Source organism: Streptomyces spinoverrucosus, assembly GCF_015712165.1.
Classification (GTDB): Bacteria; Actinomycetota; Actinomycetes; order Streptomycetales; family Streptomycetaceae; genus Streptomyces; species Streptomyces spinoverrucosus_A.
In genome coordinates this window covers 1782770-1796603 of sequence record NZ_JADPZX010000001.1, presented here as the reverse complement: position 1 = coordinate 1796603, position 13834 = coordinate 1782770, and the positions used below count along the sequence as shown (strand labels likewise).

General features: G+C 67.4%; 8 protein-coding genes. 4 read left to right on the top strand and 4 right to left on the bottom strand.

What is annotated here, in order from left to right; translation table 11 throughout:
• The first annotated feature begins 189 nt into the window (after positions 1-189).
• From acnA to I2W78_RS08100, 3 genes are all read left to right on the top strand, one after another.
• Entirely contained in the window at positions 190-2907 is a 2718-nt protein-coding gene (gene acnA / locus I2W78_RS08110; protein ID WP_196458246.1) for an aconitate hydratase AcnA, read from the top strand.
• Between the two features lie 248 nt (positions 2908-3155).
• Positions 3156-4256, top strand: a complete 1101-nt coding sequence (locus tag I2W78_RS08105; protein ID WP_230885375.1) for a lytic polysaccharide monooxygenase — start codon at positions 3156-3158, stop codon at positions 4254-4256.
• Positions 4257-4437: 181 nt separating this feature from the next.
• Positions 4438-5178, top strand: coding sequence for an SDR family oxidoreductase (locus I2W78_RS08100; protein ID WP_196458244.1), 741 nt, complete (start codon positions 4438-4440; stop codon positions 5176-5178).
• 60 nt (positions 5179-5238) lie between these two features.
• On the opposite strand, the gene I2W78_RS08095 is transcribed toward I2W78_RS08100, so the two are convergent.
• From I2W78_RS08095 to tnpA, 4 genes are all read right to left on the bottom strand, one after another.
• Positions 5239-6153, bottom strand: coding sequence for a sigma-70 family RNA polymerase sigma factor (locus I2W78_RS08095; RefSeq protein WP_196458242.1), 915 nt, complete (start codon positions 6151-6153; stop codon positions 5239-5241).
• A gap of 170 nt (positions 6154-6323) precedes the next feature.
• The gene (locus I2W78_RS08090; RefSeq protein ID WP_196464471.1) at positions 6324-10070 is read right to left on the bottom strand and encodes a GH92 family glycosyl hydrolase; all 3747 of its coding nucleotides are present in this window, start codon (positions 10068-10070) and stop codon (positions 6324-6326) included.
• A gap of 616 nt (positions 10071-10686) precedes the next feature.
• Positions 10687-11802 (bottom strand): RNA-guided endonuclease InsQ/TnpB family protein, encoded by a 1116-nt coding sequence (locus I2W78_RS08085; protein ID WP_196458240.1) that lies wholly within the window; start codon positions 11800-11802, stop codon positions 10687-10689.
• 35 nt (positions 11803-11837) lie between these two features.
• Positions 11838-12251, bottom strand: a complete 414-nt coding sequence (gene tnpA, locus I2W78_RS08080) for an IS200/IS605 family transposase (protein ID WP_230885374.1) — start codon at positions 12249-12251, stop codon at positions 11838-11840.
• A gap of 128 nt (positions 12252-12379) precedes the next feature.
• Here tnpA and ngcE point away from each other — a divergent pair, with 128 nt between their 5' ends.
• Positions 12380-13834, top strand: a complete 1455-nt coding sequence (gene ngcE, locus I2W78_RS08075; protein ID WP_196458236.1) for an N-acetylglucosamine/diacetylchitobiose ABC transporter substrate-binding protein — start codon at positions 12380-12382, stop codon at positions 13832-13834.

Below are 13834 nucleotides of genomic sequence, written 5' to 3'. Positions count from 1 at the left end.
AGGGAGGCCGGGCATGACCATCCCTGCCTCATGTACTAGAGTTATCTCGACATCGAGATATCTGCCGAGGTGCAACCGCAGCCGCCACCCGGTAAGGGTTACCTAACTTAGCCTTACCTTAGCGGATCGGCCAAGATGCCGTGGCGGCAGGATCGTGGTGGTACGCGCACATCAATGAAGGAGACTGTCGTGTCGGCGAACAGCTTCGACGCCCGCAGCACGCTGCAGGTGGGCGACGAGTCGTACGAGATCTTCCGCCTGGACAAGGTGGAGGGCTCGGCCCGGCTCCCCTACAGCCTTAAGGTCCTGCTGGAGAACCTGCTCCGCACCGAGGACGGCGCGAACATCACCGCCGACCACATCCGCGCCCTCGGCACCTGGGACTCGCAGGCCCAGCCGTCGCAGGAGATCCAGTTCACGCCGGCCCGCGTCATCATGCAGGACTTCACCGGTGTGCCCTGTGTCGTCGACCTCGCCACCATGCGTGAGGCCGTCAAGGAGCTCGGCGGCGACGCGGCGAAGATCAACCCGCTGGCCCCGGCCGAGCTGGTCATCGACCACTCCGTCATCGCCGACAAGTTCGGCACCAACGACGCCTTCAAGGTGAACGTCGACCTGGAGTACGGCCGCAACAAGGAGCGCTACCAGTTCCTGCGCTGGGGCCAGACCGCCTTCGACGAGTTCAAGGTCGTCCCGCCCGGCACCGGCATCGTCCACCAGGTGAACATCGAGCACCTCGCCCGTGTGGTGATGGTCCGTGACGGCAAGGCCTACCCGGACACCCTGGTCGGCACCGACTCGCACACCACCATGGTCAACGGCCTCGGCGTCCTCGGCTGGGGCGTCGGCGGCATCGAGGCCGAGGCCGCGATGCTCGGCCAGCCGGTCTCGATGCTCATCCCGCGCGTCGTCGGCTTCAAGCTCACGGGCGAGCTCCAGCCCGGCACGACCGCCACCGACCTCGTGCTGACCATCACGGAGATGTTGCGGGGGCACGGCGTCGTCGGCAAGTTCGTCGAGTTCTACGGCGAGGGTGTGGCGGCGACGAGCCTCGCCAACCGCGCCACCATCGGCAACATGTCGCCGGAGTTCGGCTCCACCGCCGCGATCTTCCCGATCGACGACGAGACCATCAAGTACATGCGGCTCACCGGCCGCAGCGAGCAGCAGCTCGCGCTGGTCGAGGCGTACGCCAAGGAGCAGGGTCTGTGGCTGGACCCGGCCGCCGAGCCCGACTTCTCCGAGAAGCTGGAGCTCGACCTCTCCACGGTCGTCCCCTCCATCGCCGGCCCGAAGCGCCCGCAGGACCGCATCGTCCTGGCCAACGCCGCCGAGCAGTTCAAGGTCGACGTACGCAACTACGTCAGCGACGAGTACGAGGCCAGCAAGGAGTCCTTCCCGAGCTCCGACGCGCCCTCGACGATCCCGAACGGCGCCCCGTCCAACCCGGTCACCGTGACCGCCCCCGACGGCACCTCGTACGAGATCGACCACGGTGCCGTGACGGTCGCCGCCATCACCTCCTGCACCAACACCTCCAACCCGTACGTCATGGTCGCCGCCGCCCTGGTGGCCAAGAAGGCGGTCGAGAAGGGCCTGACCCGCAAGCCGTGGGTCAAGACCACCCTCGCCCCGGGTTCGAAGGTCGTCACCGACTACTTCGACAAGGCCGGTCTGACGCCGTACCTCGACAAGGTCGGCTTCAACCTCGTCGGCTACGGCTGCACCACCTGCATCGGCAACTCCGGTCCGCTGCCGGAGGAGGTCTCCAAGGCCGTCAACGACCACGACCTCGCGGTCACCTCGGTCCTCTCCGGCAACCGGAACTTCGAGGGCCGGATCAACCCCGACGTCAAGATGAACTACCTGGCCTCCCCGCCGCTGGTCGTCGCGTACGCCATCGCGGGCTCCATGAAGGTGGACATCACGCGCGACGCCCTGGGCACCGACCAGGACGGCAACCCGGTCTTCCTGAAGGACATCTGGCCCTCCGAGGCCGAGGTCAACGACGTCGTCGCCAACGCCATCGGCGAGGACATGTTCTCCAAGTCCTACAGCGACGTCTTCGCGGGCGACGCCCAGTGGCAGGCGCTGCCGATCCCGACCGGCAACACCTTCGAGTGGGACGCCGAGTCGACGTACGTCCGCAAGCCCCCGTACTTCGAGGGCATGGCGATGGAGCCGGCCCCGGTCCAGGACATCGCCGGCGCGCGCGTGCTGGCCAAGCTGGGCGACTCGGTCACCACCGACCACATCTCCCCGGCCGGCGCGATCAAGGCCGACACCCCCGCCGGCAAGTACCTCACGGAGCACGGCGTCAAGCGCGCCGACTTCAACTCCTACGGCTCCCGCCGAGGCAACCACGAGGTCATGATCCGCGGTACGTTCGCCAACATCCGCCTGCGCAACCAGATCGCGCCGGGCACCGAGGGCGGCTACACCCGCGACTTCACCCAGGACGGCGGTCCGGTGTCGTTCATCTACGACGCCTCCCGCAACTACATCGAGCAGGGCATCCCGCTCGTCGTGCTCGCGGGCAAGGAGTACGGCTCCGGCTCGTCGCGCGACTGGGCGGCCAAGGGCACGGCCCTGCTCGGCGTCAAGGCCGTCGTCGCCGAGTCGTACGAGCGCATCCACCGCTCCAACCTCATCGGCATGGGCGTCCTGCCGCTGCAGTTCCCGGAGGGCCAGTCGGCGGCCTCCCTCGGTCTGACCGGTGAGGAGACCTTCTCCATCTCCGGCGTCACCGAGCTGAACGACGGCAGCACGCCGCGCACGGTCAAGGTCACCACCGACACGGGCGTCGAGTTCGACGCGGTCGTCCGTATCGACACCCCCGGTGAGGCCGACTACTATCGCAACGGCGGCATCATGCAGTACGTGCTGCGCAGCCTGATCCGCAAGTAACGGATCCGGTACGGCGACCCGGCCGCACCCCCGGTCAACGGGGGTGCGGCCTTCGTCGTGCCCCCGCAGCGAGCCGCGAGCGGTTTACAAGCGAGCCGCTCCGCGCTAGCTTCCGAAACAGGTGGGTGGGAGCGCTCCCATAGGCGGGCGGACCGGAACCTGTCGCGCCGGGTCCGCTCCCGCCCCTCATCACCGACATCCGAGGAATGATCTCTGACGACCTTTCAGTGAAGGGACGTAGATCTGTCATGTCCGCGACATTCTCTGAGCCGCCAACCCTCGCGCGGCGATTACCACGCCGGACCTTCCGCCCCACCGCCCTCCTCCTGGTCCTCCTCTCCCTGCTCGCGACGATCCCCGCCCTCGGCCTGATCGTCGTCAGCTCCGGCAGCCCGGCAACGGCCCACGGCACGCCCATGAAACCGGGCAGCAGAACGTTCCTGTGCTGGCAGGACGGACTCACCGACACCGGTGAGATCAAGCCGGTCAACCCGGCCTGCAAGGCGGCGCAGCAGGTCAGCGGGACGACCCCGTTCTACAACTGGTTCTCCGTGCTGCGCTCGGACGGCGCCGGCCGCACCCGCGGCTTCGTACCCGACGGCGAGCTGTGCAGCGGCGGCAACACCAACTTCACCGGCTTCAACACACCCAGCGACGACTGGCCGCTCACCCACCTCACCTCGGGCGCGACCGTCGACTTCTCCTACAACGCCTGGGCCGCGCACCCGGGTTGGTTCCACGTCTACATCACCAAGGACGGCTTCGACCCGACCCGGACCCTCACCTGGGACGACATGGAGGAACAGCCGTTCCTCAGCGTCGACCACCCGCCGCTCAACGGCAGCCCGGGCACGGTCGAGGCCAACTACTCCTGGACCGGGAAACTCCCTGACGACAAGTCGGGGCGCCACATCGTCTACATGGTCTGGCAGCGCTCCGACAGCCAGGAGACCTTCTACTCCTGCTCGGACGTCGTCTTCGACGGCGGCAACGGCGAGGTGACCGGTATCAAGGACCCCGGCAACCCGCCGACCGAGCCCCCGCCCGGCACCTGCACGGCCACCCGCAGGACCACCGGCAGCTGGAACGGCGGCCACCAGTCCGAGGTCACCGTCACCAACACCGGTGACGTCCCGATGCTCGGCTGGATGGTCGACTGGACGCTGCCCGGCGGCCAGAAGGTGGAAAGCCTGTGGAACGGCAGTCCGACCTACAACGGCCAGGCCGTGATGGTCCACAACGCCGGCTGGAACGGATCACTGGACCCCGGCCAGAGCACCACATTCGGATACGTCGTCTCCGGCTCCGGCGGCGACACCACGACGACCCTGCCCTGCCGGGTCGGCTGACCCGACGCCGCCCCGTGCGGACCCGGTGGTCGCCGATCCGACGTCCTCCGGGACCGCGAGAGCTTCGGCTGTCACAGAACCGGCGGCTGTCCTGTCCTGCTGGTGTGCGCTCCGGCGCACCGGGTCCGGCGGGTGCCGCCGTGATCCGTTCGTCAAGCCGCATCAGCGAATGGAGACAGTAATGAGGATCGTGGTCGTCGGCGGTACGGGGCTCATCGGCTCACAGGTGGTCGCGCTACTGCGTGACAACGGTCACGAGGCCGTGGCCGCCACTCCCTCCACGGGCGTCGACGCCGTCACCGGTCAGGGCCTGGCACAGGCCCTCAAGGGCGCGGACGTGGTCGTGGACGTGTCGAACTCCCCGTCCTTCGAGACCGAGGCGGCGCTGGACTTCTTCACCCGCTCGGCGCAGAACCTGTTCGAGGCCGAGAAGGAGGCGGGTGTACGCCACCACGTCACGCTCTCCATCGTCGGCGTCGACCAGGTACCGGACTACGGCTACTACCAGGCCAAGGTCGCCCAGGAGGACGCCGTGCGGGACAGCGGCGTCCCCTACAGCATCGTGCGCGCCACCCAGTTCTTCGAGTTCATCGCCCCGGTGATGGACATGTCCACCCAGGGTGCGGAGGTGCACCTGCCCTCCCTGCGGCTGCGGCCCATCGCCTCCGCCGATGTCGCCGCCGCCGTCGCCGACGCGGCGCAGGGTGAACCGTCGAACGGCGTGCGCGGCATCGCGGGCCCCGAGGTCCACCGGCTCGACCGACTCGGTGAGATCACCCTGGCGGCGAAGCCGGACGGCCGCTCGGTCGTCGTCGACGAGGCCGCCGGCCCGTTCGGGGGCATGCCCGACGGGGTACTCATCGGCGACGACACGGTGCACACCGTGTCCACCCGCTACGAGGACTGGCTCAAGCAGAACTGACCGGCGCAGTGGTCTGCGCACCCAGCGGGTGCGCAGACCGTTCGCCGCCGCGACTGTTCGCTACGGCCGGCCGGTGAGCCTGTGTGCCGACCGCTCGTACGCCCTCAGCTTCTCGGGCGTCAGGACCCAGTAGAGCCCGTCGATACCGTCCGGCCCTGTCGTGATGCTCACCAGAGCGACAGTGCGCCCGTCCCTGCCGAGCGCCAGGCACGGCCGGCCGTTGGCCTCGACCACGCCGTACTCGGCGCCGGGGAAGAACTTCTGGGCGAAGGCGCTGATCCTGGCCACGCGCTCGGGTCCCACGACCTCCAGCCGTGCCACGCCGCGCATACCGTTGCCGTCCGCGTACGCGACGACGTCGGCCGACAGCACGTTCTCCAGCGCGGCGACGTCTCCGTGCCGTGCGGCGGCGACGAAGGCTTCGAGCAGACGCCGGTGCTGTGCCGTGTCGACGGGTTCCCGGCGCTCGGCGGACAGGCGCTTGCGGGCCCGGCTGACGATCTGCCGCGCATTGGCCTGGCTCAGCCGCAGGATGCCCGCGATGTCGCCGTACGCGTAGTCGAACGCCTCCCGCAGCACATAGGCCGCCCGCTCCACGGGATTCAGCTTCTGCAACATCAGCAGCACGGCGAGCTCCAGCGCCTCGCCGCGCTCCGCGCCGACCTGCGGATCCACACTGGTGTCCACCGGCTCCGGCAGCCACGGCCCCACGTAGGCCTCCCGGCGAACCCGCGCCGACTGGGCCACGTTGATCGCCAGACGTGTGGTGATCTTCGCCAGGAACGCCCCGGGCTCCAGTACGGCGCTCCGGTCGGCGTCCTGCCACCGCATCCACACGTCCTGCACCACGTCCTCGGCCTCGGACACGCTGCCCAGGATGCGGTAGGCGATACCGAACAGCCGTGGCCGCAGCCGCTGGAACGCGTCCGCCGCTTCGCTCAGCGAGTCGTCGCCGAGCGGCTCCCGCTCGTCCATGGTGCCGATGCCTCCGCAGGTCGACCGCCGTGCCCTCGGGCGGGCGCACCTCCGACGCAAGGACGGCCCGCTCGCTGTGATCCTATGGCGATCGCGCCGGGAGGACAGCGAACGCAAGCGGCGCCTCCCGCCGGGAAACGCGGGAGGCGCCGCAGGGGACCACGGTCTCCTTACCGGCCGAGCAACTCGACCTCCGAGAGCGTGGCCTCCCCACCGTTGAGGACCAGCCGGTATTTCACATACTCACCGGCCCGCGCCACGGAGAACGCCCGCGTCTGCCGGTCCCACCTGAAGGACTCCCCGGCACGTTCGTCCAGCGTCCGCCATCTCCTGCCGTCCGCCGATCCCTGGAGCTGCCACCCGGTCGGGGCCTTCGCGTGGTCGGACGAGGTCAGCGTGTACTGCACCGCTTTCGCCCGCCCCGACACCGGCAGCTCCACGGACGTCACACTCGCGGCCGTCGCCGACGTGTTGTCGAAGAGGGCACCCTCGCCCGTGATCATGTCCGATCGCGGCGTCGGCACCTTGTCGTCCCGGGTGACGGACACCGGTGCCGCGTTCTTGCCCGTGCCCCACTTCGACGGCCTCGGCCCCATGTCGAACTCCAGCACCCCGCCCTTGGCGAGCAACGAGTGCGGAAGCGCAGTCGACGACCAGCTGCGGCCGTTGACCTTGAGGCCCTGCACATAGACGTTCTTCGCGCTGTTCTTCGGTGCCCGGACCACCAGGTCCCGGCCGTTCTCCAGATGGACCGTCGCCTTGGTGAACAGCGGTGAGCCGACCGCGTACTCGCCGCTGCCCATCACCAGCGGGTAGAAGCCGAGCGCGGAGAAGAGGAACCAGGCCGACTGCTCGCCGTTGTCCTCGTCACCGTGGTAGCCCTGGCCGATCTCGCTGCCGGTGTAGAGGCGGGAGAGCACCTCGCGGACGTTCTTCTGTGTCTTCCAGGGCTGTCCGGCCGCGTCGTACATGTAGATCGCGTGGTGGGCGACCTGGTTGGAGTGCCCGTACATGCCCATCCGGACGTCCCGCGCCTCCGTCATCTCGTGGATGACACCGCCGTACGAGCCGACGAACTCGGGCGAGGCCGTCTCCGGCGTCGCGAAGTACTCGTCGAGCTTGTCCGCGAGCCCGCCGCGGCCGCCGTACAGGTTGGCGAGCCCCCGGCTGTCCTGCGGGGCCGTGAAGGCGTAGCCCCAGCCGTTGGTCTCGGTGTAGTCGTAGCCCCACACGCGCGGGTCGTACTTCGAGGACTCCACCCGCCAGTCGCCCTGGGCGTCGCGGCCCTGGAAGAAACCGGCCTTGGCATCGAAGAGGTTCACATAGTGCCGGGCCCGGTCGAGGAAGTACTCCGACTCGTCCCGGTAGCGCTTCTCACCCGTCTCCCGGTACAGCTTCTGGCCCATCATCGCGATGCCGTAGTCGTTGAGGTAGCCCTCCAGCGCCCACGACAGGCCCTCGTGCGTGTCGGTGCTGGTGTAGCCGAGGAAGGGCGAGGTCGCCATGCCCTTGCGGCCCACGCCCGACGACGGCGGCACGACGGTGGCGTTCTTCACCGCCGCGTCGTACGCCGCCTTCTCGTCGAAGTCGACGCCCTTGACGGAGGCGTCCGCGAAGGCGACGTCCGAGGAGGTGCCGGTCATCAGGTCGGCGTACCCCGGCGACGACCAGCGTGAGGTCCAGCCGCCGTCCTTGTACTGCTGCACGAAGCCGTCCACCATCTCGCCCGCCTGGCGGGGCGTCAGCAGCGAGTACGCCGGCCAGGTCGTCCGGTACGTGTCCCAGAAACCGTTGTTGACGTACACCTTGCCTTCGACGATCTTCGCGCCGGTGTGGGTCGGGGTGTCCGGGCCCGGCATCGGGGAGAACGGGGAGGCGTACTTGTACGTGGACCCGACCTTCTCGAAGCCGGAGTTGGGGTACAGGTACAGCCGGTACAGGCTGGAGTACAGCGTGGTCAGCTGGTCCGGCGTCGCGCCCTCGACCTCGACCTTGCCGAGCAGCCGGTCCCACAGCCGTTGCGCCTTCGCCTGCACCGCGTCGAAGGAGGTGCCCTCCGGGATCTCCTGGCGCAGGTTGTCCTTGGCCTGGTCGACGCTGATCAGCGAGGTCGCCAGGCGCAGCGTGACCGTGCGGTCGGCGCCCGCGTCGAAACGCAGGTGACCCTTCACCCCGCTCGACGAGCCCTCCGTCACCGGCTTGTCGAACGTGCCGTAGACGAACAACCGGGTGGCACCGGTCGACAGGCCCGACTTCACGTCCGAGTAGCCGGTCACCACACCGGTCTCCGTGTCCAGGCTCAGGCCCGCCTGGTCGGTCACGTTGTCGAACAGGACGCTCGCGTCGTCGCCGGGGTAGGTGAACCGGAGCATCGCCGCGTGGTCCGTCGGGGTCATCTCGGCCTTGAGACCGTTCTCGAACCGCACGCCGTAGTAGTGCGGCCGCGCGACCTCGTTCTCGTGCCTGAAGGCCAGGGCCCGCGCCGTCCGCCCCATGTCCGGGGTGCCGGCGGCGGCGGACGGCATCACCTGGAAGGTCTGCCGGTCGCCCATCCAGGGGCTCGGCTCATGACTGGCGCTGAACGCCTGGATCGTCGGCAGGTTGTCGGCGTTGTTGGCGCGGGCGTAGTCGTACAGCCAGCTGAGCGAGCCCGCGTTGGTCACCGGCGTCCAGAAGTTGAACCCGTGCGGCACGGCGGTCGCGGGGAAGTTGTTGCCGCGCGAGAAACCGCCGCTGGAGTTGGTGCCGCGCGTGGTGACCGCGTAGTCCGACAGGTGCGCCTTCGGCTTCTCGGGGGCCTTCACGGCCAGGGACACGTCGTCCACCCAGCCGCGGAACTTCGCCGGGCCGGCGGGGGAGTCGTAGGCCACCAGGATCCGGTCGACGGTCTTGCCGGACGCCACCGAGCCGATCCGGGAGACGACGTTGTTCCACTGGTTGACGTACAGCACCTTGGCCTCGCCCTGTCCGCGCGGGGAGAGCCGGAAGCCGTGCTGGTCGGTCGCGCCGAGGTCACTCAGGTGGGTGCCGTCGGTGAAGGCGAGGTCGACGGAGACGTTCGTGGCGTCGTAGTCCCGGTCCCCGTCCGCCATCGACGGGAAGATCCGGTACGACAGCTCGGTGTCGCGGCCGACGGCCACGTCGACGTCGAAGATCTTGTTGTACGAGTACGCCCGGCCGTCCGCGGTGTGCCGGCCGGCGTACCGCAGCGCCCGCTTGCCGGTGAAGCCGGCGCCCGCCTTCGCGGTGGGCGAGCCGCTCGGGCCGCGGTCGACGAGGGAGAGCATGTCCTGCGGGACCGGACCGTCGCTGCCGCCCGTGGAGAACTGGACGTCCGCCAGCTGCAGGATGCCTCCGCCGTTGTTCTTGGTGACGTCCAGCCGGTAGTGCCGGAACTCGGCGGCGGCGGTCTCCGCGATGTCGTACGTCTTCGTCTGGAAACGCTCCGAGAAGCCCTCACCGGTGCGGCTGTCGAGCGTCTTCCAGTCCTTGCCGTCGATGGAGCCCTGAAGGGTCCAGTCGACCGGGTCGCGTTCGTCGTGGTCGTTGGCCGAAGTAAGGGCATACCGGGCGAGTTTCACTGGTTCGTCCAAGTCGAACTCGACCCAGCCCGTGGCCGTGAACGTCAGCCACTTGGTGCTCGGCTCGGTGTCGACGAGGTTCTCCTTGACCTCCCCGCCGCCGGTGTTCTCGCCGCTCGCCCGGACGTCGGTGACGTGGTCGGTGACATTGCCCGGAATGCCGCTGCTGTAGCCGCCGTCCACGCCGGCGGCCCGCTTGCTGCCGTCCGGTGCGGTGTCGACGGTGTTCAGCCAGTCCGGTGCGGGCTCCCCGGTCTCGAACGAGGACGTGAACTCCCGGTCGGCCGCGGGTGCCTCCGGCAGGGCGACGGCCACGCCCTGTGAGCCGACGGCCATGACAAAGGCGGCCGCTGACACGACCGCCGTACTCCATCTGTGCCGAACTCTGTGCCGCAACGCCAACACACTCCCTGCCACGTTCTGGACAACGTTGTCAAATACCGTGAGCAAGGACCAGTAGTGGCCCAAGTGGTCGATGCTGTCAAGGGTGTTGCTCGCGTCGTTCGAGGCCTATGTCGCGGATTTTTCCGGCAAGGCGCCCACAGGCGACTCATATTTCCGCGAGGTCTCAACTCGGAAAAGACCGACGGCGAACCTTGCATTCGATCTTGCTCCGTTGGCGGGAAGTGGACTATACCTGTCGGCGTCCGCGTAACCGTTCGACAATGGCCCGGGCGCAGGTGGTTGCTATGCCTGAACGCACCAACCACGAGTCTCTCCAGGCCCCGGCCCATCGAGTACGAAGCACTTCCCGCACGACTTGTACGTCCTAGCTTGGCCCGACTGCGGTGCCGGGGAGGTTCCGGTTCACCGCCTGAGTCCTGAAGGCGAGGACTTGAGCGTGACTCCGCCCACCGCTGAAGCAGCGAGCTTCCTGCGTCGCCGACTAGGGCCTGTTGCGAAAGTGGCCTCGTCGCCCGGAGCGCGGCAGAGGCCACTTTCGCAACAGGCCCTAGGGGGCGCAGAGGGCCAGCCCGGCCCTGTTGAGGATGTTCAATGCGCCGACATGGTCCGCGTTGGCGGCGAAGCCACACGCTGCGCACTTGAACTCCGCTTGGCTGGCGCGGTTCTCCTTTGCGACGTGCCCACACTCGGGACAGGTGCGGGAGGTGTTGTGGGCGTCCACTGGGATCACGCGGCGACCGGCGCTCTCAGCCTTGCTCGCCAGGATTCCGAGGAACAACCCCCAACCCGCGTCCATGATGCTGCGATTCAGCCCAGCTTTGGGGGCAGCCTTGTTCGGAAGGAAGCCACCATCGCGATTGGGGTCGGGCTTGGGCGCAGGCCTCTTGGTCTTGCCCGCCGCGTTCAGTCTCTCGTGGGCGATCACTTCGTGCTTTTGCACGAGTGCGTTCGCTGTCTTGTGGTGATGGTCGAGCCGTTGACGTCGGACCTTCGTATGCAGCTTGGCGACCTTCCGAGCCGCACCGCGATGCTTGGGGAAGGTGTCCAGAAGCGTGACGTGATTGCCGTTCGAGTCGGTGAAGAAATGCACTGTGCCCATGTCGATGCCGACGATCGATCCTGTGGCCGGAAGCGGCTCGGCAGGCACATCGTCACAGGCGAGAATCACGTACCAACGACGGCCTTCCCGCTTGACGCTCACCGTTTTCACCCGACCGAGTACGGGTCGATGCCGGTGGACCCGGACATGTCCGACGCCTTGCAGGCGTACTCGGGTCTGCGGGTCCCGCGGGGTGGAATCCCAACGGCAGCCGTCGCCGTTCTTCGGGAACTCAACCGTATCGAAGTGTCCTGTGCCTCTGAACCTGGGGTATCCGGCCTTCTCGCCTTTCTTGATGCGACTGAAGAAGGCGGCGGACGCTTTGTTCAGCCGGCGAAGCGTTGCCTGCTGAGAGGAGAACGACCAGCGTGCCTGCTCGGGGTCGAAGGCGCGGATCTCCGAAAGCTGGGCGGACTGCTGCCCGTAGCTGATGCTCTTCTTCGACGCGTGCCGGTAGGCGTCGCGTCTTTCCTGAAGTGCAGCGTTGTAGAGGTGGCAGTGGTCCCGGAGCGTCTGTTCCTGACGCTGGGTGGGACGGAGAAGGAATTTGTAGCTGCGTCTCACGAGATCACCTCCTGGCCCTCCGTCAGGGGACGTTCTCACTGCGTATCGATGTATTGCTGCACTGTCTTCGCCGAGACGGAGCCGGCCGAGGCGGCGAAGTACGACGACGACCACAGTGTGGGCAGGCGGCTCTTGAGATGCGGGAATTCTTCCCGCAGTACGCGGGAGGTGAAGCCTTTGAACTGGTCGGCCACATGTGAGGCCGACGCCTTCGGATCGTGCTTGACGAACAGATGGACGTGGTCGGGCAAAACATCGAGCGCCACGATGTGCCACCCCCGTTCGTCGGCCTTCCGCTCGATCAGTTCACGAAGACGTTCCGCGACGCGGTCATCGAGGACTGGTCTGCGGTACTTCGAGCACCACACCACATGCAGCCCGAGGTCGTACACGCCACCAGAGAACCGGCGAGCCTTCTTTGGTCGCACACACGTGATCAATATGCACATGCCGCAGGTCTATTGCGGGTCATCTCCGGGAGAATCGCCGGAGTGATGTTGCGGCGCTTCGTACCGCACGGCCAGGGATTCGATTCCACCGCCGGCCAAAGCCGGTGGTCTCCTTGAAAGTAGGTCTGATGGGATCCACTTCCGACGTCCGTAGCAGCTCAGAGGGTGTAGGCCGCCGCGATGTGATCAAGCGCTCTGCCGCGCTCGGCCTGATCTCCGTACCGACGATGAGCTTCTTGTCCGCGTGTGCCAGCGGCGGGGGAAGCGACAACGGGGACAAGGCCGAAGAAGGCAAGAAGACCGCGAAGAACCCGCTCGGCGTCAATGACACCGCGCCGATGGAGTTCGTGCTGTTCGACGGCGGCTTCGGCAAGGAGTACGCCGAGGACGCCGTGAGAATCTACGAGCAGAACTTCCCCAAGGCGGACGTGAAGTTCTCCGCCACCCAGAAGATCCAGTCCACGCTCCAGCCCCGCTTCAACCAGGGCACCCCGCCCGACCTCGTCGACAACTCGGGCGCCGAGCAGATGGACATGGGCATCCTCTCCAGCAAGAACCAGCTCGCCGACCTCACTCCGCTGCTGGACGCCCCGTCGTACGACGACCCGAACAAGAAGGTCCGCGACACGCTGCGCCCCGGAATCGTGGAGATGGGCCAGCTGGACGGCGATCCGGTCTGGATCCTGTACTACGCCTACACGGTGTACGGCGTCTGGTACTCACAGAAGGCCCTGGACTCGCTCGACGAGCAGTACCCCGAGACCTGGGACCAGATGCTCGCGGTCTGCGAGAAGGCCAAGAAGAAGGGCATGGCGGGCTGGACGTACGCGGGCAAGTACCCGTACTACATCCCCTTCTCGCTCTACCCGATGATCGGCAAGGTCGGCGGTGTGGAGGTCCTCGACGCCATCGACAACCTGGAGCCGAACGCCTGGAAGCACCCGGCGGTCAAGGCGTGCTTCGACGCCTACTACGAGCTCTACGAGAAGGGCTACATCCTCAAGGGCACCCCGGGGCTGGACCACATCCAGTCACAGACCGCGTGGGCTCAGGGCAAGGCGCTGTTCATCCCGAACGGCTCCTGGGTGGAGAACGAGTCGGCGAACGTCATCCCGAAGGACTTCGACCTCGCCGTCTCCGCGCCGACCGGCATCGACAGCTCCGACAAGCTGCCCTTCGGCACGATCTGGGCTTCCGGCGGCGAGCCGTTCATCGTCCCGGCCAAGGCGAAGAACACCGCGGGAGGTATGGAGCAGCTGCGCATCATGCTGAGCGAGGCGAGCTCCAAGAACTTCACCAGCAAGGTCAAGTCGCTGACCGCGTACAACGGCGGCACCGACGGCATCACCCTCACCCCGGGTCTGAAGTCCGGTGTCGCAGCGCTGGACAAGGCCGGGGAGAACGTGGTGAATCCGCGGTTGCAGGACTGGTACGTGCAGCTGCAGAAGGAGAAGATCGGCGTGTCCGCTCTCGGCGAGATGATGGCCGGGCGTCTCACCCCGGCCGAGGCCATCAAGAAGATCCAAAGCTTCGCCGACGAGACCGCCAAGGACACGTCGATCAAGCACTACAAGCACCAGTAG